Raw genomic sequence first — 20,835 nt, forward strand, 5'->3', positions numbered from 1 at the left:
TGCAACGCCTGCGGCCATCAAGTCAAGCAGAGCGCGAACTTCTGTATACAGACACACCCAGTTCGCGAATTTTCTTGCGCAGCGTGTTGCGGTTGAGGCCGAGCAGGTCGGCCGCCTTGATCTGGTTGCCGCGGGTGGCGGTGAGCGCGGCGAGAATCAGCGGATATTCCACCTCGGCAAGCACGCGGTCGTAAAGCCCGGTCGGCGGCAGGCCGTCGCCGAAGCTGGCGAAATACTGCCGCATGTTCTCCTCCACCGCCTGGGAGATGGACAGAGAGCCGCTGCGCACCACGGTCTTCTCGATCGGGCTGTCCGGGATATCGGCGCGCAGCTCCGTCTCTATGATCTCGCGGGTGATGACGTCCTGCGGATAGAGCGCGGTGAGCCGGCGCACGACGTTTTCCAGCTCGCGCACATTGCCCGGCCAGGGATGCGCCTTCATCAGCTCCAGCGCCTCCTGGTCGAAGCGCTTGGCGTCGAGCCCTTCCTTTTCCGCCTGCTGCACGAAATGGCGCACGAGGTCCGGAATGTCCTCCGCCCGGTCGCGCAGCGGCGGCAGGCGCAGCGGCACGACGTTAAGGCGATAGTAGAGGTCTTCCCGGAAAAGCCCTTGATTTATCGACTGTTTCAGGTCCTTGTTGGTCGCCGCGACAATGCGCACGTCGGTGCGGATCGGCGTGCGGCCGCCGACGGTGGTATATTCCCCCTGCTGGAGCACGCGCAGAAGGCGGGTCTGCGCATCCATCGGCATGTCGCCGATCTCGTCGAGGAACAGCGTGCCGCCCTCGGCCTGCTCGAAGCGGCCGGTCGAGCGGTTCTGCGCGCCGGTGAAGGCGCCCTTCTCATGGCCGAACAGTTCGGATTCGATGAGGTCGCGCGGAATGGCCGCCATGTTGATGGCGACGAAGGGGCCGTTGCGGCGCTTGCCGTAGTCGTGCAGCGCGCGGGCCACCAGCTCTTTGCCGGTGCCCGATTCGCCGGTGATCATCAGCGTCAGGTCCGTCTGCATCAGCCGGGCGAGCACGCGGTAGATCTCCTGCATCGCCGCCGATCGGCCGACCAGCGGCATGCCGTCCTGCGTGTCGTCGTCGAGCCGGGCGGGCTTGCGCTTCGGCTCGGACAGCGCCCGGCCGATGATCGCGATCAGCTCAGTGAGGTCGAAGGGTTTCGGCAGGTAGTCGTAGGCGCCCTTCTCCGAGGCCTTGATCGCCGTCATGAAGGTGTTCTGCGCGCTCATCACGAGCACCGGCAGGTCCGGCCGCGCCTTCTTGATGCGCGGCAGGAGGTCGAAGGCGTTCTCGTCCGGCATCACCACGTCGGTGACGACGATGTCGCCCTCGCCGGCGGCGATCCAGCGCCACAGCGTCGCCGCATTGGAGGTGATGCGCACGTCATAACCCGCGCGGCTGAGAGCCTGGTTGAGAACCGTGCGGATCGCGGCATCGTCATCGGCAACGAGGACTGTGGCGCCTGTCATCAATCATGTCCTTTGGTCTTGGGAAAGTCGTCGTCTTCGCTGACGCCGCGCGAGGCCGGCATCAGCACGCGGAAGGTGGTCCGGGATCCCTGGCTGTCGCATTCGACAATACCGCCATGCCCGCCGATGATCTTCGCCACCAGCGCAAGGCCGAGGCCCGAGCCGTTGGTCTTGGTGGTGATGAAGGGATCGAAGAGATGCGGCAGGAGGTCCGCCGGCACGCCCGGCCCGTTGTCGTGCACGCAGAATTCCAGCGGCAGCGAAATCTTCTCCCGCGTGCCGGCGACGGAGAGGCGGATGCCCGGGCGGTAGGCGGTCGTAAGCTGGATTTCGCCGTCCGGCCGGTCGCCGATCGCCTCGGAGGCGTTCTTGATGAGGTTGAGGAACACCTGCACCAGTTGGTCGCGATTGGCGAAGACCGGCGGCAGCGACGGGTCGTAGAGCTCGGTGATCTTGATGTTGCGTGCAAAACCCGCCTTGGCGACGATCTTCACATGGTCGAGCACGGAGTGGATGTTGAGCGGCACGCGGTCGACCGGCCGCTCGTCGGAAAACACCTCCATGCGATCGACCAGCGAGACGATGCGGTCCGTCTCGTCGCAGATGAGCCGCGTCAGCGCCCGGTCCTCGTCGCCCACGGACGTTTCGAGAAGCTGCGCGGCGCCGCGGATGCCGGAGAGCGGGTTCTTGATCTCGTGCGCCAGCATGGAGGCGAGCCCCGTCACCGAGCGGGCCGCACCACGATGGGTGAGCTGCCGGTCGATCTTGTCCGCCATCGAGCGTTCCTGGATGACGACCACCACCGAACCCGGCTCGGTCGTCACGGGCGCGACATAGATATCGACGAGCTTTTCCGCGCCGAGCCGCGGCGAGCTGAGGTCGACGCGGTATTCGCTGACCGGCGCCTTGCGCTCGCGCACCTGGTCGATCAGCGTCAGGAGCGGGCTGCCGAAGGGAATGAAGGTGGAAATGTCGTGCCGGGCGAGATAGCCGGCGCTCGCCCCGAAGAAGGATTCCGCCTCCCAGTTGGCAAAGGCGATCAGTCCGCCCGCATCGACGAGGATGACCGGGTTCTGGATGGCGTTGAGCACGGCGAGCGCCAGGTCCGGCGCCTTCGCGGCATTGGGGTCGACCGGCTTGCCTGTCATGCCGCTTCTCCGAATGCCGGCGCCGCGCCGGCCAGCAGCGCCTCGGCCAGCCTGCCGGCGACGAAGTCGCTGTCGCGCGCCGTCATGAGCTCGGCCTTGGCCGGGCCGGTGAAGCCGGGAGCGAAACGCTCCAGATACCAGCCGAGATGTTTTCGCGCATGGCGCAGCCCCGCCTCGGCGCCGTAGAAATCAAGCATCATGCGATAGTGCTCCACCGCAAGCGCGGCGATCTCCGCCGTCGAGGGATGCGTGCAGGCGCCGGCCAGCACCGCCGGATGCCACGGCCGGCCCTGCGCCGAGCGCCCGACCATCACCGCATCGGCGCCGGAACGCCGCAGGATGTCTTCGGCATCCTGCGCGGTATCGACATCGCCGTTGGCCACCAGCGGAATGGAGAGCACGTCGCGCACCGCGCGGATCGCGTCCCAATCGGCCCTGCCCTCGTAGAACTGCATGCGCGTGCGCCCGTGCACGGTGATCATCGCCGCTCCCGCCGCCTCGGCGCGGGCCGCGATATGCGGCGCATTGATCGAATCGTGATCCCAGCCGAGCCGCATCTTCACCGTCACCGGCACCTTCACCGCCTTGACGGTCGCCTCGATCAGGCCGAGCGCATGGTCGGGATCGCGCATCAGCGCCGAGCCGGAATAGCCGCCGATCACCTTCTTGGCGGGGCAGCCCATGTTGATGTCGATGATGTCGGCGCCCTCGGCTTCGGCGATCCTCGCCGCCTCGGCCATCCAGTGCGCTTCGCGGCCGGCAAGCTGCACCATGTGCGGGCGGATGCCGCAATTGCGGATGCGCGACCAGCTTTCCCGCGCGTTCAGCGCCAGCTCACGGCTCGCCACCATCTCGGTGACCACCAGCCCCGCGCCAAAACGCCAGGCGAGATCGCGGAACGGCAGGTCCGTGACGCCGGACATCGGCGCCAGAACCACCCGGTTGCGAAGGCTCCGGCCGCCGACATCGAGCGGCGCTGACAGGGAGGGGATCGTCAAATGCTCATCTTTCAAGCAAGTCATGTCTGTGCACTATTTTTAGCCATTCTTGTCGTTCTTGCCAAGCCGCAATCACATGCCGCCGCAATTTTCCAAAGGACGCTGGAATTGCGCCATCCTTCCGGCTAAACCACCTCAAAACGCTTTGAACCGGGAGGTGCGAGACCGAAATGCTGGCGGAAAATGCGCTATCCTGCGGTGTGGTGATCGTCGCCGCCGGGCGAGGCGAACGGGCCGGCAGCCATGCCGAAGGCCCCAAGCAGTACCGGCGCATCGGCGGAAGGCCGGTCATCTCCCATACGCTCGATCTCTTTGTCAATTGGCCGCACGCCCGGCATATCGTGGTCGTGATACACCCCGATGACGCGGCGCTGTTCGAAACGGCCCGCGCCGCCGCCCTTCCCGCCGGGGAGCGCCTCACCGTCGTCCATGGCGGCCCGACGCGCCAGCAGTCCGTGCTTGCCGGCCTGGAGGCCCTTCCGGCGGGCGAGGTCAGCCACGTTCTCATCCAGGATGCGGTGCGCCCCTTCGTCGAGCCCGCCATCCTGGAGCGCACCCTCGCCGCCTTCCAGCACGGCGCCCGCGCCGTGCTGCCGGCCGTTGCCGTCGCCGACACGCTGAAGCGGGCGGACGCCAACGGCAATGTCGCCGAGACCGTCTCGCGTTCCGGCCTCTTCGCCGCCCAGACGCCGCAATCCTTCCACCTCGCCACCATCCTGGAGGCCCACCGCCGCGCCAGCGCCTCCGGCCGCACCGATTTCACCGACGACGCCTCGATCGCCGAATGGGCGGGCGTGCGCGTGCATCTCGTCGAGGGCAGCGCCGGCAACGTCAAGCTCACCTTGCAGAAGGATATCGCCATGGCCGACCAACGCCTTTCCCACGGCCTGCCGGACGTTCGCACCGGCAACGGCTATGACGTGCACCAGCTCGTCGAAGGCGACGGCGTCACGCTCTGCGGGCTCTTCATTGCACACGACCAGAAACTCTCCGGTCATTCCGACGCCGACGTCGCGCTGCATGCGCTGACGGACGCGCTGCTCGCCACCTGCGGGGCGGGCGATATCGGCGATCATTTCCCGCCCTCCGATCCGCAATGGAAGGGCGCGGCCTCGCGCATCTTCCTCGAACATGCCGCCGGCATCGTGCGCGCGAAGGGCGGCACGATCATGAACGCCGACGTCTCGCTGATCGCCGAGGCACCCAAGGTCGGCCCGCACCGCGAGGCGATGCGCCGCAACCTTGCCGATTTCCTCGGCATCTCCATCGACCGTTGCTCGGTCAAGGCGACGACCAACGAGAAGATCGGCTTCATCGGCCGCCGCGAGGGCATCGCCGCCATCGCCACCGCCACCGTCGTCTACGGGGGAACCGACGCATGAGCCTCTGGCCAAGGGACATCGAAGACACCGCGCGAAAAATCGTCGCCGATTTCACGGAGCGCGGCCTGTTGATCGCCACCGCCGAATCCTGCACCGCCGGCCTCATCGCCGGCGCAATCACCGAGATATCGGGCTCGTCGAACGTCTTCGACCGCGGCTTCGTGACCTATTCCAACGAAGCGAAGCGGGAGATGATCGGCGTCGCCAATGCCACGCTGAAGGCGCACGGCGCCGTCTCCCGCCCGACCGCCATCGAGATGGCCGAAGGCGCCATCGGCAATTCCGCCGCGAACATCTCGGTTGCCGTGACCGGCATCGCCGGGCCTGGCGGCGGTTCGGAAGAAAAACCGGTCGGCCTCGTCCACCTCGCCGCCGCCCGCAGGGGGCATGAAACGCTGCACCGGGAAATGCGCTACGGCGATATCGGCCGCAGCGCCGTGCGCCTTGCGACCGTGCGCACGGCGCTCGAAATGCTGATAGAACTGTCGGAAGCGGACTGAGCTATTTCGCCGCTCCCGGCAGACAGAGCCCGGTAACGTTGAGCAAGGCCTCCATGCGGACCGCCGCGTCGTCCTGCTCCCACCAGGGAACGCCCGTCGCCAGATATTCCTTGGCCATCCAGGCATCGTTCGTCTCGTGCTCGCGGCGAACGGCGTCCTGATATTCCTTGCCGGCGCGCTTCTCCGCCATGCATGTGGCATAGTCGTCGCCCGCAAGCACGCGGCTGGCATAGATGCCCTCGAAATCCCCCGTGCTGCCGGCCTTGCCGGTCTCGATGTCGACGACGCGCGCCGCCTGCTCGCGGGAAATGTCGAGGTCGAGGGTCTCGATATAGACCCGCCGCCCCCAGTCCATCTCCTTGTTCGCCGGATCCACCGGCGCGATCTCGTAGATCCGGCTGAGGAGCTTTGCGCCCGCCATCGCCTCGGAGATGACAGCAACGGTGGTGAGCGTGTAGGTGAGGCTTCGCGCCTCGGCCTTTCCCGCCAGCTGCCCCAGCGGCTCGAACCTGCGCGTCACCGTCGCCGTCTCGCCGACGGGCACGGCCCTGATGTCCGGCGTCACGGTCTCCTTCCCGTTGAGGAACAGATACATGTTGGCGACGCGACCGGGCGGAAAATCCTGGTCGCTGTAAACAAGCGGCTCGGGATAGGATCCGGGATTGCGCGACCGCGTGCTCACCTTCAGCCCTTCGGAGAGCCAGTAATTGCCGGCGATCGGGCGCTTTTCCGCATCGAGCAGCAGCACGTAGCTTCCCGGCTTGCGCAGGAGCGCGAGGTCCGGCTCGGCGGAGGCGCCATGAGCCGCCAATATCGAAGACGCCAATAGAAAACAGCGCAAACGTCCCATCGCCCGCCTCCCGGCCGTTGATCCTCGGGTGAATGACGGATGGCCGCGCCGTTTTGTTCAGCCGCCGTAGATCGTCGAGGCGCGTTTCTCGAAGGCGTCGGTGAACATGCGGAAGGCACGATCGAACATCGAGCCCATCAGCGCGCCGAGAATGCGGCTCTTGAACTCGTAGTCGATGAAGAAATGCACGGAACAGCCACCGTCCGGCGCCGCCTCGAAGCGCCAGCGGTTGTCGAGATAGCGGAACGGCCCGTCGATATATTTGACGTCGATCGCCCGCTCGGCGCGGTTGAGGAGGACCTGGGTGGTGAAGGTCTCGCGGATCGCCTTGTAGCCGACGGTCATGTCGGCGACCAGGAGCTCCTTGCCGTCGCGCTCCTTGCGCGAACGAACGGTCAGCGCCTCGCAGAGCGGCAGGAATTCCGGATAGCGCTCGACATCGGCAACGAGGTCGTACATCTGTTCTGGCGTGTGGGGAACCGGACGGCGGGTTTCGAACTGGGGCATGGCCGAGAGCTAATATTGCCGCGCGAGGATGGCAAGTAGCCGGCGGTTCTCCGCCTTGGATTTCAACACGCAAACCGGCACATCAGGGCCATATGCCGCAAGGTTCTCCTCAATTTCCGGGCTCTGCGTCTTTTCGAAGTTCCAGATATAGGTGAGGAATTCGCGCGTCATCCGCTCCGGGCAGCCATCGGCCATTTCCGGCCGCGACCGGCCGCGGAATTTCAGCCAGCGCGAGAGCACGCCGTAAAGCGACGTCCAGCGCGGCGGGCGAAGCCAGAGGACGAGATGCGTGCGCGGCAGGCGCAATTCGAGCGTGCCGGGACTGGTGCCGTCGATGATCCAGTGCTCCTCCGCCAGGATCGCCCGCAGGCGCGCCAGGGCTTCCGCACGCGGACGCACCGTCCAGCCCGGCAGCCAGAAGATCTCGCGGTCCATCGAGACATAGGGCAGGCCCAGCCGCGCGCCGAGCTTTCGCGCCAGCGTCGACTTCCCGCTGCCCGAGCACCCGATGACCAGCACGCGCTGCGCGGTCTTCAGCCGTTCGGCAGCGTCCTCCATCGTGATCGAAACCGTCATCGCCGTCCCCGAAACGAAAAACCCCGCCGTCGGGCAGGACGGCGGGGCTTAAAGGAAGGCGGCGGAAAAGTCTATTCCGCGGCGGCAAGAAGTTTGCGCTCGCGCGCCGCCCGAAGCCGGGCGAAGTCATCGCCGGCATGGTGCGAGGAGCGCGTCAGCGGGCTGGAGGAGACCATCAGGAAGCCCTTGCTGTAGGCGACCGTCTCATAGGACTTGAACTCGTCCGGCGTCACGAAGCGGTCGACCTTGTGGTGCTTGCGGGTCGGCTGGAGATACTGGCCGATGGTCAGGAAGTCGACATCGGCGGTCCTGAGGTCGTCCATCAACTGGAGCACTTCGTTGCGCTCCTCGCCGAGGCCCACCATGATGCCCGACTTGGTGAACATGGTCGGATCCAGCTCCTTCACGCGCTGCAAGAGGCGCACGGAGTGGAAGTAGCGCGCGCCGGGGCGCACCGTGAGATAGTTGCCCGGCACGGTCTCCATGTTGTGGTTGAAGACGTCCGGCTTGGCCGCGACGACGCGCTCCAATGCCCCCGGCTTCTTCAAAAAGTCCGGCGTCAGGATCTCGATCGTCGTCGAGGGCGAAGCCGCGCGGATCGCCCAGATCACCTTTTCGAAGTGCTCCGCGCCGCCATCGGCAAGGTCATCGCGGTCGACGGAGGTGATGACGACATGCGACAGGCCCATCTGCCTGACGGCCTTGGCGACGTTTTCCGGCTCGTCCTGGTCGAGTGCATTCGGCTTGCCCGTCGCCACGTTGCAGAAGGCGCAGGCGCGCGTACAGATCTCGCCCATGATCATGAAGGTCGCGTGCTTCTTGTCCCAGCACTCGCCGATGTTCGGGCAGCCCGCCTCCTCGCACACCGTCACCAGCTTGTGCGAGCGCACGAGATCGCGCGTTTCCTGGTAGCCCTTGGAGACCGGCGCCTTGACGCGGATCCATTCCGGCTTGCGCAGCACTTCCGTATCCGGCCGATGGGCCTTTTCCGGATGGCGCACCCGCGGAGCGTTGGGATCGAGATTGGTGCGGTCGAGAATGGTGACCATGTCGTTTCCACTTTCCTGGCGGGCGGCGTCGCGCCCATCCTGCGGACCGAAAATAGGAGCCCGCCTCATGTGGAGGCGGGCTTTAGCATGTTCAAGCGTTCAGTGCACGCCCATAGGCATCGAGCACGCTTTCCTTCAGCGTTTCCGAAATGGTCGGGTGCGGGAAGATCGTGTGCATCAGCTCTTCCTCGGTCGTCTCGAGGTTCATGGCGATGACGAAGCCCTGGATAAGCTCGGTCACTTCCGCCCCGACGAGGTGGGCGCCCAGAAGTTCGCCCGTCTTCTTGTCGAAGATCGTCTTGACGAGGCCCTGGTCCTCGCCGAGCGCGATGGCCTTGCCGTTGGCGACGAAGGGGAAGCGGCCGACGCGGATGTCGCGGCCCTGCTCCTTGGCCTTGGCTTCCGTCAGGCCGACGGAGGCGACCTGCGGGTGGCAATAGGTGCAGCCCGGGATCTTCGCCTTGTCCATCGGATGCACGTTCGGCAGGCCGGCGATCTTCTCGATGCAGATGACGGCCTCGTGCTCGGCCTTGTGGGCGAGCATCGGGGGACCTGCGACGTCGCCGATCGCGTAGATGCCCGGCACGTTCGTCTTGCCGTAGCCGTCGATGGCGATGAAGCCGCGGTCGGTCTTCACGCCGATGGCTTCAAGGCCGATATTCTCGATGTTCGCCTGCACGCCGACGGCCGAGATCATGCGGTCGGCGGTGATCTTCTCGACCTTGCCGTCCTTCATCTCGACATGGGCGGTGATGGAGTTGGCGCCCTTCTCCACCTTTGCGACCTTGGCCTCCAGATGGATCTTCATGCCCTGCTTCTCGAACTGCTTCTTGGCGAGCGCCGAGATTTCCGCGTCCTCGACCGGCATCACCGTCTTCATCACCTCGACGACGGTCACGTCGACGCCGAGCGTGCGGTAGAAGGAGGCGAACTCGATGCCGATGGCGCCCGAGCCCATGACGAGCAGCGACTTCGGCATTTCCTCCGGCTTCATCGCTTCAAAGTAGGTCCAGATCAGCTTGCCGTCCGGCTCGATGCCCGGCAGCGCGCGCGGACGGGCGCCGGTGGCGATCACGATGTGCTTGGCCTTGTAGGTGCCCTCGGGCAGGACGTTCTTCGGCAGCGGCGCCTGCGGCTGCTGGATCGCCTTGGTCGTCTTGGAGACGACGATCTCGCCGGGCTTGGTGAGCTTGGCTTCGCCCCAGATGATGTCGACCTTGTTCTTCTTCATCAGGAAGCCGACGCCGCCGTTCATGCGGCTTGCGATGCCGCGCGAGCGGGCGACGATCGCCTTCAGGTCCGGCGTCACCGTGCCCTCGATCTTCACGCCGTAATCGCCCGGATGCTGGGCATAGTGGAAGATTTCGGCCGAGCGCAGCAGCGCCTTGGTCGGGATGCAGCCCCAGTTGGAGCAGATGCCGGCGAGATGCTCGCGCTCGACGATGGCCGTCTTCAGGCCCAATTGCGCGGCGCGGATCGCGGCGATGTAGCCGCCCGGACCCGAACCGATAACGATGATGTCGTAGGCATTCGACATGAGCGCTTCCACTCCTCTGTTGTTCTTCTGCGCCCGCGGTCGACTGGCGCCGCCGCGGCCTTGACGAGGAGCGGAAGCACTCCGCCCCTCAGGGAAGCTCGTCGACCTTTTCCGGCCGCGTCAGCATCCCGTAGATTTCATCCTTGAGCCGCATCCTTTCCTTCCGCATGTCGGCCATGTGGAAGTCATCGACCGGCTCGATATCCGTCTCGGCGCGGTGGATCGCGAGATTCACCGCCTGGTATTCCTCGGAAATCCGGTGGAAGTGGCCATCGATCTCGCGCAGGTGGCGGATCTTGGCCAGATGCTCCGGAAATTCCTCTGCCAGCTGGTGCGGGGTGTTCGGCATGTCCATCTCCTTCTTCTGATGATGGTGACAGCCTAGCGCGCCCGCGCCTTCCCTCCTTGATCCCGGTCAAAGCCCGAGCATCATGCGCACGACCGGCTCCAGCCCCTTGCCGATCGCCCGCGTGTTCCTCGCATCGAGATGCACGCCGTCGAGCGGTGTCGTCTCGGCCACCGAACCCGCATCGAAAAAGCCGCAGCCGCGCTCGTCCGCAAGATCCGCATAGAGCGTCGCCAGCATCGCCGATTGCTCCACGCCGCCGGCGAACATGGCCGCGAAGGCGGTGTTCGCCGTTTCGCAGAGCGGCGGCGGCGAGACGATCAGCACCTCCGGCCCTTCCGCCGCGTCGAACGACCAGGCGTGGTGGCGCACCAGCTCCACCAGCCGCTCCATGCCCTGCACCGCGCCGAAGGCCGTGCCGCAGATGGCGGGCTTCATGTCGTTGGCGCCGAGGAACAGGATGACGAGGTCGATCGGGTCGTGGCTGTGCAGGATCGTCGGCAGGATGCGCGCACCGTTGCGGTCGCAATCCGCCAGATGGTCGTCATAGGCGGTGGTGCGGCCGTTGAGGCCCTCCGCGATCACGGTGACGCCAGGCCCGAGGGCCTTGGCGAGCACGCTCGGCCAGCGATCCTCGAAGGCGTGCCGGTCGAGCGTTTCCGCATTGTAGCCCCAGGTCAGGCTGTCGCCGTAGCAGAGAATGGTTTTCACAGCATCCCCCGGGATATTCCCCTCCCCCTTGCGGGGAGGGGTCAGGGGTGGGGGTGGTTCCGCGGAGTTCCATGGCGATCCTTCTGAGGACAGACGTCATATCCAGCATCACTTCGCGGTTCTGGAAACGAATGACGCGAAAATTCTGTTCACGAAGATAAGCCTCCCGCTCGACATCTCGTCTTTTCCGTCCCGCATCGGCATGGATTTCACCGTCGACCTCGAGAACGAGCCTCCTGCCCAGACATACGAAATCCGCGACGTAACGACCGATTGGCACTTGTCGACGGAAATGAGTTCCCGGAATGCCCGGCAATTCCTTGCGAAGCGCGGCCCAAAGGCGGCGTTCCGCATCCGTCATCGAGCGGCGAAGGCGCGGCGCGTTCATCGCCGCTTCACGACTGGGCGGATTCGATTTTTCGCGATTCCAGACCATGTTCACCGTTCCTGCCCCAATCGGCACCCCCACCCGTCCGCTGCGCGGACACCCTCCCCGCAAGGGGGAGGGAAAGCGTCTCAGACGAGCATCCCCATCGGGTTCTCGATATAGCGCTTGAAGGCCCCGAGCAGCTCGGCGCCGAGCGCCCCGTCGACGCAGCGGTGGTCGGTGGAGAGCGTGACCGTCATCGCATTGACGATGACCATCTCCCCCTTCTTGACCACGACCCGCTCCGTGCCCGCGCCGACCGCCAGGATCGTCGCATGCGGCGGGTTGACGACGGCGGCGAAGTTCGAGACGCCCATCATGCCCATGTTCGAGACCGCGGTCGTGCCGCCCTGGTACTCCTCGGGCTTCAGCTTGCGTTCCTTGGCGCGCTTGCCGAGGTCCTTCATCTCGTTGGAGATGGCCGACAGGGTCTTCAGCTCCGCCTTGCGGATGATCGGCGTGATGAGACCGCCCGGAATGGAGACGGCGACGCCGACATCCGCATGCTTGTGCTTGACCATGTTCGTATCGGTCCAGGAGACGTTGGCGTCCGGCACGTCGCGCAGCGCGAGCGCCATGGCCTTGATCACCATGTCGTTGACCGAAAGCTTGTAGGCCGGCTTGTCTTCCTTGCGCGGCGCCGAATCGTTGAGCTGGGCGCGCAGCGCCAGCAGCGCGTCGAGCTCCACATCGACCGACACGTAGAAGTGCGGGATCGTCTGCTTGGATTCCTGCAGGCGCTTGGCGATGGTCTTACGCATGCCGTCATGCGGTACGAGCTCGTAGGAGCCCTCGTCGAAGAGCTTCAGCACGGCATCGTCCGACATGCCCTTCGGCGCGGCGGCCGGGGCGGCGGCTGCGGCAGCAGCCGGCGCTGCGGCGGCAGCGGGCTTGGCACCGCCGGAGGCCGCTGCCTTCTCGACGTCGCTCTTGACCACGCGGCCGTGCGGGCCGGATCCGGAAACCGCCGAAATGTCGATGCCGGCTTCCTTGGCGAGGCGGCGGGCAAGCGGCGAGGAGAACACGCGGTTGCCATCCTTGGCCGGAGCCGGACCTGCGGATGCGGTGGCAGCCGGGGCCGCAGCAGCCGGCTTTTCCGCGTCCTTCGGCGCTTCGGCCTTGGACTCGGCCGGCTTGGCTTCGGCGGGCTTGGCATCCGCCTTGGGCGCCGAACCGCCGTCGGCAGCGGCGGCGCTCACATCCTCGCCATCGGCGGCGAGAATGGCGATCAGGCTGTTGACCTTCACGCCTTCCGTGCCGGCGGGAACGACGATCTTGGCGACCGTGCCCTCGTCGACGGCCTCGACCTCCATCGTCGCCTTGTCGGTCTCGATCTCGGCGATGACGTCACCGGATTTCACGGCGTCGCCTTCCTTGACCAGCCACTTGGCGAGGTTGCCCTCTTCCATGGTAGGCGAGAGGGCGGGCATCGTAATGTTGATCGGCATTTCGGCGCCCTCCCCTTATTTGTAGCAGACGGTTTTGACCGCCTGGACGACTTCGCCGACATTCGGCAGCGCCAGCTTTTCGAGATTGGCGGCATAGGGCATCGGAACGTCCTTGCCGGCGATCGTCAGGATCGGCGCATCGAGATAGTCGAAGGCCTGCTGCATGACGCGGGTCGCGATCTCGGTGCCGACGGAGGACTGCGGATAGCCCTCTTCGACGACGACGAGGCGGCCGGTCTTCTTGACGGATTCGATGATCGTCGGCAGGTCCATCGGGCGGATGGTGCGAAGGTCGATCAATTCGACGTCGATGCCGTCCTTCTCCAGCTCCGCGATCGCCTTGATGGCATAGGTCATGCCGATGCCGAAGGAGACGACGGTGGCGTCGTTGCCCTTCTTGTGCACGCGCGCCTTGCCGATCGGCAGCACGAAATCGTCCATCTTCGGCACGTCGAAGCTCTGGCCGTAGAGGATTTCGTTTTCGAGGAAGATGACTGGGTTCGGATCGCGGATGGCCGCCTTCAGGAGACCCTTCGCATCGGCCGCCGTGTAGGGCATGACCACCTTGAGGCCCGGAATATGGCTGTACCAGGCGGCATAGCACTGCGAGTGCTGGGCGGCGACGCGCGCCGCCGCGCCGTTCGGGCCGCGGAAGACGATCGGCGCGCCCATCTGGCCGCCCGACATGTAGAGCGTCTTGGCGGCGGAGTTGATGATCTGGTCGATCGCCTGCATGGCGAAGTTGAAGGTCATGAACTCGACGATCGGCTTGAGGCCCGTCATCGCCGCGCCGACGCCGACGCCGGCAAAGCCGTGTTCGGTGATCGGGGTGTCGATGACGCGGCGGGCGCCGAATTCCTGCAGCAGCCCTTGCGTGATCTTGTAGGCGCCCTGGTATTCGGCGACTTCCTCGCCCATGACGAAGACGTCGTCGTCGCGGCGCATCTCTTCCGCCATGGCGTCGCGCAGCGCTTCGCGCACCGTCGTCGGGACCATTTCGGTGCCGGCCGGGATATCCGGGTCGGCGGCGATTTCACCCTTCGGCGCTGCCGGAACGGGCGCGGAAGCAGAACCCTGTTCGGTCGGCTTTTCCGCCTCCTCGACCTTCGGCGCGGCAGCTTCGGCCTGCTTTTCGGCGACCTTCGGCGCAGCCATCGCATCGGCGCTCTCGCCGTCCTGCAACAGCACGGCGATCGCCGTGTTGACCTTGACGCCTTCCGTGCCGGCCGGGATCAGGATCTTGCCGATCACGCCTTCGTCGACGGCCTCGACTTCCATCGTCGCCTTGTCGGTTTCGATTTCGGCGATCACGTCGCCGGACTTGACGGTGTCACCCTCGTTCTTGACCCATTTGGAGAGCGTGCCCTCCTCCATGGTCGGAGACAGGGCGGGCATGAGAATCTCGATTGGCATTGGTGTCCCTCCCCGGATTACAGCAGGATGTCGGTGTAGAGTTCGGATGCATCCGGCTCCGGATCGGCCTGCGCGAAATCGGCGCTGTCGGCGACGATGTCACGGACGTCCTTGTCGATCTGCTTGAGATCGTCCTCGCTTGCCCATTTGTTTTCCAGAAGGCGGGCGCGCACCTGCTCGATCGGGTCGTGCTCGGACCGCATCTTCTGCACCTCGTCCTTCGAGCGGTATTTCGCCGGGTCGGACATGGAGTGGCCGCGGTAGCGGTAGGTCTGCATTTCGAGGATGATCGGCCCCTTGCCGGAGCGGCAGTGCTCGACGGCCTCGTCGGCAGCGGCCTTGACCGCGCGCACATCCATGCCGTCGACCTGGAAGCCCGGGATGTTGAAGGAGGCACCGCGCTGGGAGAAGTCCGTCTGGGCCGAGGCGCGCGAGACGGCGGTGCCCATGGCGTAGCGGTTGTTCTCGATGATGTAGATGACCGGCAGCTTCCAGAGCGCGGCCATGTTGAAGCTTTCGTAGACCTGGCCCTGGTTGGCCGCGCCGTCGCCGAAATAGGCGAGCGAGACATTATCGTTGCCGCGGTACTTGTTGGCGAAGGCGAGGCCCGTGCCGAGCGAGACCTGGGCACCGACGATGCCGTGGCCGCCGTAGAAATGCTTCTCCTTGGAGAACATGTGCATGGAGCCGCCCTTGCCCTTGGAAAGGCCGCCGCGGCGTCCGGTCAGTTCCGCCATCACGCCGCGCGCGCTCATGCCGCAAGCGAGCATGTGGCCGTGGTCGCGGTAACCGGTGATGACCTGGTCACCTTCCTTCAGCGCCAGTTGCATGCCGACGACGACCGCTTCCTGGCCGATATAGAGGTGACAGAAGCCGCCGATGAAGCCCATGCCGTAGAGCTGGCCGGCCTTTTCCTCGAAACGCCGGATCAGCAGCATCTCGCGATAGGCCTTCAGGTCGTCTTCCTTGGAGAAATCGGCGATGGTGCCGCCGGTGAAGTCTTTCTTTGCAGGCTTTGCCGCCGTTTTGCGGCTGGACGTGGACGCGGTTTTACGCGGAGCCATTCGTTCCTCCCTATGTTTGCCTCTTGGAGGAAACCATAGGGGAGAAAGTCCGCCTCAGCAATGCCATAAATGCATGGCTTATATTCTTCGCAAGCCACTGATTAGTAAGGCATATTTACGATTAACTAGATTTCGGTTAATCCACTCTCTCAATGGAAAATCACGATTTCGTCGGCTCTGGACATGTTGAGATAGGAGCGTGCCTTTTCGTCGAGCATGTCGCGCTCGAGCGAGCCATCGCTCATCAGGGCCACCTCTTTTTCCAGGATCTGGCGCTGCCGCACGAGGACGTCCAGGCGCGCCTGACGCTGAACTCTCTGCCGTTCGAACTCCTCCATCCCCCTGAGGCCGAAATCGCCATGCACGGAATGATAGCCGAAGTAGGACAGGAATGCGACTGTAATTACCGGCAGCGTCAGCCGGCCGAATTTCCGCTTCTTATGGTGTTTGGTCCACATGCAAGGTCGCCCCGATACGCAATACGGGTTCGACACTAGCGGCAAGCGGTTAACCGACCATTGACCATGATCGACGGGCAAGGAGAAAACCGCACCTGCCGATGCGTTCAGCTTGATGACAAACTCACTCCCAATACTCCGTCATCCTCGGGCTTGCCCCGAGGATCCATTCTTTTCAACGGTTGTGGATGGTCGGGTCAAGTCCGACCATGACGAAGGAAAGGTTTGCGGACGTTGTCAGCGGCTTGGCCGCATCCGCCGACGCGGTCTTCATTTTCCTTGCGTGGCGGCGGTGCCGTCGTGCGCTCTGCCCCGGGGCGTACGACGAGCGGGAAGGCGTTCAGGCGTCGAGCATTTCCCGCACGGCCTCGGCGAGCTGCTTCAGCGAGAACGGCTTGGGCAGGAAGCCGAACTTGGCGTCCGCCGGCAGGTTGCGGGCGAAGGCGTCCTCGGCGTAACCGGAGACGAAGATGAACTTGAGGTCCGGATAGGACTTGCGCAGCTCGCGCAGCAGCGACGGGCCGTCCATCTCGGGCATGACCACGTCGGAGACGACGATGTCGACGGCACCGTTCAGCTCTTCCATGATGTCGAGCGCCTCGACGCCGGAACCGGCCTCGTGCACGGTATAGCCGCGGGTCTCCAGCATGCGCTTGCCGCCGCGCCGCACGGCCTCCTCGTCCTCCACAAGCAGCACCACGGCCGAACCGCCGGTAAGGTCGCGCGGCTCCTTGTCCGCCGCCTGCATCGCCACAGACTGGCCGCCGGCCTGCGGCAGCGCATGTGCCGTGCCCGCCGCCTCCGACGGCACCGCCTCTTCGGTATGGCGCGGCATGAGGATGCGGAAGGTCGTGCCCCGGCCGACCTCGGAATCGAGATAGATGTAGCCGCCGGACTGCTTGACGATGCCGTAGACCATGGAGAGGCCAAGCCCGGTGCCCTTGCCGACCTCCTTCGTGGTGAAGAAGGGCTCGAAGATCTTGTCGATGATCTCGGGCGGAATGCCGGTGCCCTGGTCGGCCACTTCCACTTCCACATAGTCGCCCGGCGGCAGGTCGCGCAGGTTCCGCGCCGCGGCCTCCTCGGCCTCCACATTCCGGGTGCGGAAGGTGATCGTTCCCCCTTCCGGCATGGCGTCGCGCGCGTTCACCGCAAGGTTGATCAACACCTGCTCGAACTGGCCGAGATCGGTCTTCACCGGCCAGAGGTCGCGGCCGTATTCCACGTCGATCTTGACGTTCGTTCCGGTCATGCGGTCGACGAGCATGCGCAGGTCGCCGATGACGTCGGTGAGGTTCAGGACGGTCGGGCGCATCGTCTGCTTGCGCGAGAAGGCGAGAAGCTGGCGCACCAGCACGGCCGCCCGGTTGGCATTGCGCTTGATCTCCATGAGATCGGCAAAGCTCGCATCGGACGGGCGGGCGGACAGAAGCAGGTGGTCGGAGGAGAGCAGGATCGCCGTCAGCACGTTGTTGAAGTCGTGCGCGATGCCGCCGGCGAGCGTGCCGACCGCGTTCATCTTCTGCGTCTGCGCCATCTGCGTCTCGAGCGCCTTCTGCTCGGTGATCTCGACGGCATAGACGATGGCCGCCTCCTCCGGCGCCTCGTCGCTCTGGTCGATGACGGCGTTCACATAGAAGCGGAAATGCCGGCCGTCATCGGCCGGGTGCAGCGAATCGAGCGGCGCGATGTCGCCCTGCCGGTCCTTCGCCGCGTCGAGCGCCGATTGCAGGCGCAGGCGGTCCGTCTCGTGCACGATGGTCTCGAGCTTGGCGCCGCGATCGATATCGTCGCGCGAGACGACGCCCGAAAAGAGTTTCAGGAACGGCGCATTGGTGCGCAGGATCCGGCCGTCGCCGTCGACGGAAGCGATCGCCATCGGCGTGTTGTTGAAGAAGCGCGTGAAGCGCATGGAGGCGATCGAGGCGGACTGGTCGTTCGTGCTGCCCTCCTCGCGCGCGAGAACGATGGTGCGGCTTTCGCCTGGCGCCCCGTCGCGCGTCGTGGAGACGCGGTGCACGATGCGCACCGGCAGGCTCTGGCCGTTGGTCTTGCGCAGGTCGAGGTCGAGCATTTCCGTGCGCTTCAGGCCGGGCTCGGCCTGCACGGACTGGATGAGGGCCAGCCCCTCGCCCGCCACCACCTCGGCGATCGACAGCGAGCCGGGATGGAATTTTGCAAGGTCGATGCCGAGCCATTCGGCGAGCGTCGCGTTCAGGTAGACGATCTCGCCCTTGCGGCCGGCGGAGAAGAAGCCGGCCGGCGCGTGGTCGAGATAGTCGATGGCGTTCTGCAATTCCTTGAAGAAGCGCTCCTGGTCGTCCCGCTCGGAGGTGATGTTGGAGATCTGCCAGATGTAGAGCGGCTGCTTCGGCTTGTCGCGGTTCGGCAGGATGCGCGCCTTGAGGCGATACCACTGCGCGCCGGAACCGCCAGCGGCAGCCGGGTTGAGCGATTTCTGGACGCGGAACTCCTCCGCCCCCTCCTTGCCCTCGTGCAGGCCGTTCGTCAGGCGATAGACGGCTTCGGTGGCGTCGCGATTGCGCGACAGCAGGGTTTCGAGCGTCTGCACCTCGGCAGCGCCGTTCGCCCCGGTCAGCGCGCCATAGGCGGCATTGGCATAGACGATGCGGCCCTTGCGGTCGGTGACGACCGTGCCGTCCGGATGGGAATCGAGAAAGGCGCGCGCCAGCTCGTCCGAGCGCGCCGCCTGCGGCATGACCTCGATGAAGCCGATCAGCGCGGAGACGACGAAGAAGATGCCGGCCATGGCGAGGACGCCGAGAACGCCGAGCACGAGCTCGTTGTCGAGCTGGTTCTTGAAGACGATGAACGCCCCGGCCGAAGCCGCCAGCACGATCGCGAGCAGCACGACGCGCAGCGCCACCGCCGGCCGCACCCCGCGGTCCACGATCGGCACATTATCCCCGTCCGGCCGCTTCATCGTCGTCATCAATCCCTCGTCTGCAACAGTCAGGGCCTTGCGCTTGACCCGAACCCGATGCCAGAATCATGTTTATCCGCACGAGGGAAGCGCAAAAAGCCGTCGAGGGGAAGCAAGGCCGCGAATTCACAGGGAATATTCCCGGCTCATACATCGCAATTTCCCTAACCTGCCATACTTACGCGACGATGACGACGGCAATACACGCTGGACAACCGGTGCGCCGCGCTTGTAGGACCCCGGGGAAAGCCGTCAAATGCAGCCAATCGGCCCGAGAGGCCAAGCTGCCGAGCCAAACTGCTGAGCCAAACTGCTGAGAAGGAGTGACCGCGCCATGTTCCAGGAGATTCTCGCAGAGAACGGCACGAAGTTCGTCATCGCCGCGGTGGTGGTGCTGCTCGGCCTTCTCTGCCTCGCGCTGGTGCTCTGGATCATCCGGGGCCGCCCCTCCTCGCCCTTCATCCGCGGCGGTCGCAACCGCGCGCCGCGCCTTGCCGTGCTCGATGCCGCCGCGATCGACACGCGCCGCCGGCTCGTGCTGGTGCGCCGGGACGACGTGGAACACCTCCTGATGATCGGCGGCCCGACCGACATCGTCATCGAGACGCGCATCGCCCCCGCATCGGCCGAAAGTGCCCAGCCCGCCACGAATGCCCAACCGGCTGAAAGGGCCATCCACAAGACCGAGCGCGCCGAACCTGCGCCGGTGCTGCAGGAAACACCGGTGAAGGCGGCGGAGACCGCGGTCGCGGCCCGCACCGCCGCCTCGGCCGGCGCGGTCGCGGCGACCGGCGGCACCGCGGAACGCCGGCCTGCAGCAACGCCGGAGGGCGTCTCGGCCATGGCCAAGGTGCTCTATGCCGGAGACGAAGACGCCGCCCCCCGCACCACACCCGTGCAGACCGTCGCCCAGCCGGTCCAGACGACCCAGCAGGTGCAGACGGGAACGCAGCAGCGCACGCCGGAGCGTCGTATCGAAGACGTCCTCGAACAGAACCGCCAGCGCGTCCTGCCCCAATCCACGGCGACGACCACCGCGCAGGCGACCGCCGGCCAGCCGGTGCAGCGCCCGATGGCCACCCCGACGCTCGCCAAGCCGACGCCCCAGCTCGCCGACAATCCGGCCCTGGTCAGCGAATTCGAAAAGATCCTGGAAGCCGAAATGGCCAGCAATGCCGCAGCCGGCACCACCGCCCGCACGGCCGCCCAGCCGACGCTCAACCCGACGCAGACCGCCGCAACGATCGGCCACGGGCAGCCCGTCGCGAAAAGCCGCGAGGAAACGGAAGCGGAAATGGCGCGCCTGCTCGGTGAAATCGCCGCCAGCCGCAAGGCATAAGATAGCCTCACCCGAACCGGACAAGAAAAAAGCCGCTGGAAACGCGCGGGTTTCCAGCGGCTTAATTTTGGTCTTGCCGGTGCCGGGCAGCACGAAACCTGCCAGCACCGGAAACATCCGGTGTTCGATCACCGCGAACCCTGCCTCGGACCTCCTCGGATCCGCGGAAAGGCCTACTCGTCGCGATACACCTTTTCCCGACGCTCATGGCGCTCCTGCGCCTCGATCGAAAGCGTGGCGATCGGGCGGGCGTCGAGACGCTTGAGGCCGATCGGTTCGCCCGTTTCCTCGCAGTAGCCGTAGGTGCCTTCGTCGAGACGCTGCAGCGCCGCATCGATCTTGGAGATCAGCTTGCGCTGGCGGTCGCGTGCCCGAAGTTCGATGGCACGGTCGGTTTCCGAAGACGCCCGGTCCGCAAGATCCGGATGGTTGGCGCTTTCTTCTGCCAGGTGGTCGAGGGTTTCGCGCGCTTCGCGCAGGATGTCGTTTTTCCAGGCGTTCAGCTTCGCTCGAAAGTAAGCCCGCTGGTTTGCATTCATGAATTCATCGTCCTCGTCGAGGACGAAATTGCTAAGATCGATCTTCTCACTCAACGCGATTCTCCTGAAGAACATCTCAAGGCGCGCTGTATATCCCCACGGGTAACGTGTTTCAAGCCTGC

General features: G+C 65.3%; 19 protein-coding genes and 1 pseudogene. 3 read left to right on the top strand and 17 right to left on the bottom strand.

Going from position 1 to position 20,835, the window contains the following annotated elements:
• Positions 1 to 22: 22 nt before the first annotated feature.
• Genes ntrC through dusB form a run of 3 tightly spaced genes read right to left on the bottom strand, consistent with a single transcriptional unit; the run spans position 23 to position 3,647 of the window.
• Positions 23 to 1,477: a nitrogen regulation protein NR(I) gene (gene ntrC / locus shn_RS09690; RefSeq protein WP_064330210.1), complete on the bottom strand. Its 1,455-nt coding sequence runs from the start codon at positions 1,475 to 1,477 to the stop codon at positions 23 to 25.
• Entirely contained in the window at positions 1,477 to 2,625 is a 1,149-nt protein-coding gene (locus shn_RS09695) for a nitrogen regulation protein NR(II) (RefSeq protein ID WP_064330211.1), read from the bottom strand. The genes ntrC and shn_RS09695 overlap by 1 nt, the downstream gene beginning before the upstream one ends.
• Positions 2,622 to 3,647 carry a tRNA dihydrouridine synthase DusB gene (gene dusB, locus shn_RS09700; RefSeq protein WP_064330212.1) on the bottom strand — a complete coding sequence of 342 codons (1,026 nt, stop codon included), beginning with the start codon at positions 3,645 to 3,647 and terminating at the stop codon, positions 2,622 to 2,624. Before dusB ends, shn_RS09695 begins: the two co-directional genes overlap by 4 nt.
• A 146-nt stretch (positions 3,648 to 3,793) precedes the next feature.
• Between dusB and shn_RS09705 the strand changes: the two genes are divergently transcribed.
• Both shn_RS09705 and shn_RS09710 read left to right on the top strand, forming a co-directional pair.
• A complete protein-coding gene (locus shn_RS09705; protein WP_064330213.1) occupies positions 3,794 to 5,005 on the top strand; it encodes a bifunctional 2-C-methyl-D-erythritol 4-phosphate cytidylyltransferase/2-C-methyl-D-erythritol 2,4-cyclodiphosphate synthase in 1,212 nt (403 codons plus the stop codon).
• On the top strand, positions 5,002 to 5,505 hold the full coding sequence (locus shn_RS09710; RefSeq protein WP_064330214.1) for a CinA family protein: 504 nt from the start codon (positions 5,002 to 5,004) through the stop codon (positions 5,503 to 5,505). The genes shn_RS09705 and shn_RS09710 overlap by 4 nt, the downstream gene beginning before the upstream one ends.
• 1 nt (position 5,506) lies before the next feature.
• On the opposite strand, the gene shn_RS09715 is transcribed toward shn_RS09710, so the two are convergent.
• From shn_RS09715 to cckA, 13 genes and pseudogenes are all read right to left on the bottom strand, one after another.
• Positions 5,507 to 6,355, bottom strand: coding sequence for a hypothetical protein (locus tag shn_RS09715; protein ID WP_145925894.1), 849 nt, complete (start codon positions 6,353 to 6,355; stop codon positions 5,507 to 5,509).
• Positions 6,356 to 6,412: 57 nt separating this feature from the next.
• Positions 6,413 to 6,862, bottom strand: a complete 450-nt coding sequence (locus tag shn_RS09720) for a type II toxin-antitoxin system RatA family toxin (protein WP_064330216.1) — start codon at positions 6,860 to 6,862, stop codon at positions 6,413 to 6,415.
• A 9-nt stretch (positions 6,863 to 6,871) separates the two neighbouring features.
• The gene (locus shn_RS09725; RefSeq protein WP_064330217.1) at positions 6,872 to 7,438 is read right to left on the bottom strand and encodes a hypothetical protein; all 567 of its coding nucleotides are present in this window, start codon (positions 7,436 to 7,438) and stop codon (positions 6,872 to 6,874) included.
• A gap of 71 nt (positions 7,439 to 7,509) precedes the next feature.
• Positions 7,510 to 8,487, bottom strand: a complete 978-nt coding sequence (gene lipA, locus shn_RS09730) for a lipoyl synthase (RefSeq protein ID WP_064330218.1) — start codon at positions 8,485 to 8,487, stop codon at positions 7,510 to 7,512.
• Positions 8,488 to 8,578: 91 nt separating this feature from the next.
• Entirely contained in the window at positions 8,579 to 10,024 is a 1,446-nt protein-coding gene (lpdA, locus tag shn_RS09735; RefSeq protein ID WP_064330219.1) for a dihydrolipoyl dehydrogenase, read from the bottom strand.
• A gap of 88 nt (positions 10,025 to 10,112) precedes the next feature.
• Complete coding sequence (locus shn_RS09740) at positions 10,113 to 10,373, bottom strand: YdcH family protein (protein WP_064332518.1); 261 nt, start codon at positions 10,371 to 10,373, stop codon at positions 10,113 to 10,115.
• A gap of 66 nt (positions 10,374 to 10,439) precedes the next feature.
• Positions 10,440 to 11,081 (bottom strand): SGNH/GDSL hydrolase family protein, encoded by a 642-nt coding sequence (locus tag shn_RS09745; protein ID WP_064330220.1) that lies wholly within the window; start codon positions 11,079 to 11,081, stop codon positions 10,440 to 10,442.
• A gap of 124 nt (positions 11,082 to 11,205) precedes the next feature.
• Positions 11,206 to 11,517 (bottom strand): annotated as a pseudogene (locus shn_RS37595) (endonuclease domain-containing protein); the annotation flags it as partial.
• An 80-nt stretch (positions 11,518 to 11,597) separates the two neighbouring features.
• A complete protein-coding gene (locus shn_RS09755; RefSeq protein WP_064330222.1) occupies positions 11,598 to 12,956 on the bottom strand; it encodes a pyruvate dehydrogenase complex dihydrolipoamide acetyltransferase in 1,359 nt (452 codons plus the stop codon).
• Between the two features lie 15 nt (positions 12,957 to 12,971).
• A complete protein-coding gene (locus shn_RS09760; RefSeq protein ID WP_064330223.1) occupies positions 12,972 to 14,369 on the bottom strand; it encodes a pyruvate dehydrogenase complex E1 component subunit beta in 1,398 nt (465 codons plus the stop codon).
• A gap of 17 nt (positions 14,370 to 14,386) precedes the next feature.
• On the bottom strand, positions 14,387 to 15,433 hold the full coding sequence (gene pdhA / locus shn_RS09765; RefSeq protein ID WP_064330224.1) for a pyruvate dehydrogenase (acetyl-transferring) E1 component subunit alpha: 1,047 nt from the start codon (positions 15,431 to 15,433) through the stop codon (positions 14,387 to 14,389).
• 149 nt (positions 15,434 to 15,582) lie between these two features.
• Complete coding sequence (locus shn_RS09770; protein WP_064330225.1) at positions 15,583 to 15,891, bottom strand: septum formation initiator family protein; 309 nt, start codon at positions 15,889 to 15,891, stop codon at positions 15,583 to 15,585.
• Positions 15,892 to 16,231: 340 nt separating this feature from the next.
• A complete protein-coding gene (gene cckA / locus shn_RS09775; protein WP_064330226.1) occupies positions 16,232 to 18,844 on the bottom strand; it encodes a cell cycle histidine kinase CckA in 2,613 nt (870 codons plus the stop codon).
• Between the two features lie 325 nt (positions 18,845 to 19,169).
• Here cckA and shn_RS09780 point away from each other — a divergent pair, with 325 nt between their 5' ends.
• Positions 19,170 to 20,174, top strand: coding sequence for a flagellar biosynthetic protein FliO (locus shn_RS09780; protein WP_064330227.1), 1,005 nt, complete (start codon positions 19,170 to 19,172; stop codon positions 20,172 to 20,174).
• Between the two features lie 173 nt (positions 20,175 to 20,347).
• Here shn_RS09780 and dksA read toward each other — a convergent pair whose 3' ends face one another.
• Positions 20,348 to 20,767 carry an RNA polymerase-binding protein DksA gene (gene dksA, locus shn_RS09785; protein WP_064330228.1) on the bottom strand — a complete coding sequence of 140 codons (420 nt, stop codon included), beginning with the start codon at positions 20,765 to 20,767 and terminating at the stop codon, positions 20,348 to 20,350.
• Between the last annotated feature and the right edge of the window lie 68 nt (positions 20,768 to 20,835).

It is taken from the genome of Shinella sp. HZN7, from assembly GCF_001652565.1.
GTDB lineage: Bacteria > Pseudomonadota > Alphaproteobacteria > Rhizobiales > Rhizobiaceae > Shinella > Shinella granuli.

Bases quoted from the DNA above. Each gene is read 5' to 3' on its own strand.
- ntrC (WP_064330210.1), bottom strand. From the start codon at position 1,477: ATGACAGGCGCCACAGTCCTCGTTGCCGATGACGATGCCGCGATCCGC.
- shn_RS09695 (WP_064330211.1), bottom strand. From the start codon at position 2,625: ATGACAGGCAAGCCGGTCGACCCCAATGCCGCGAAGGCGCCGGACCTG.
- dusB (WP_064330212.1), bottom strand. From the start codon at position 3,647: ATGACTTGCTTGAAAGATGAGCATTTGACGATCCCCTCCCTGTCAGCG.
- shn_RS09705 (WP_064330213.1), top strand. From the start codon at position 3,794: ATGCTGGCGGAAAATGCGCTATCCTGCGGTGTGGTGATCGTCGCCGCC.
- shn_RS09710 (WP_064330214.1), top strand. From the start codon at position 5,002: ATGAGCCTCTGGCCAAGGGACATCGAAGACACCGCGCGAAAAATCGTC.
- shn_RS09715 (WP_145925894.1), bottom strand. From the start codon at position 6,355: ATGGGACGTTTGCGCTGTTTTCTATTGGCGTCTTCGATATTGGCGGCT.
- shn_RS09720 (WP_064330216.1), bottom strand. From the start codon at position 6,862: ATGCCCCAGTTCGAAACCCGCCGTCCGGTTCCCCACACGCCAGAACAG.
- shn_RS09725 (WP_064330217.1), bottom strand. From the start codon at position 7,438: ATGACGGTTTCGATCACGATGGAGGACGCTGCCGAACGGCTGAAGACC.
- lipA (WP_064330218.1), bottom strand. From the start codon at position 8,487: ATGGTCACCATTCTCGACCGCACCAATCTCGATCCCAACGCTCCGCGG.
- lpdA (WP_064330219.1), bottom strand. From the start codon at position 10,024: ATGTCGAATGCCTACGACATCATCGTTATCGGTTCGGGTCCGGGCGGC.
- shn_RS09740 (WP_064332518.1), bottom strand. From the start codon at position 10,373: ATGCCGAACACCCCGCACCAGCTGGCAGAGGAATTTCCGGAGCATCTG.
- shn_RS09755 (WP_064330222.1), bottom strand. From the start codon at position 12,956: ATGCCGATCAACATTACGATGCCCGCCCTCTCGCCTACCATGGAAGAG.
- shn_RS09760 (WP_064330223.1), bottom strand. From the start codon at position 14,369: ATGCCAATCGAGATTCTCATGCCCGCCCTGTCTCCGACCATGGAGGAG.
- pdhA (WP_064330224.1), bottom strand. From the start codon at position 15,433: ATGGCTCCGCGTAAAACCGCGTCCACGTCCAGCCGCAAAACGGCGGCA.
- shn_RS09770 (WP_064330225.1), bottom strand. From the start codon at position 15,891: ATGTGGACCAAACACCATAAGAAGCGGAAATTCGGCCGGCTGACGCTG.
- cckA (WP_064330226.1), bottom strand. From the start codon at position 18,844: ATGACGACGATGAAGCGGCCGGACGGGGATAATGTGCCGATCGTGGAC.
- shn_RS09780 (WP_064330227.1), top strand. From the start codon at position 19,170: ATGTTCCAGGAGATTCTCGCAGAGAACGGCACGAAGTTCGTCATCGCC.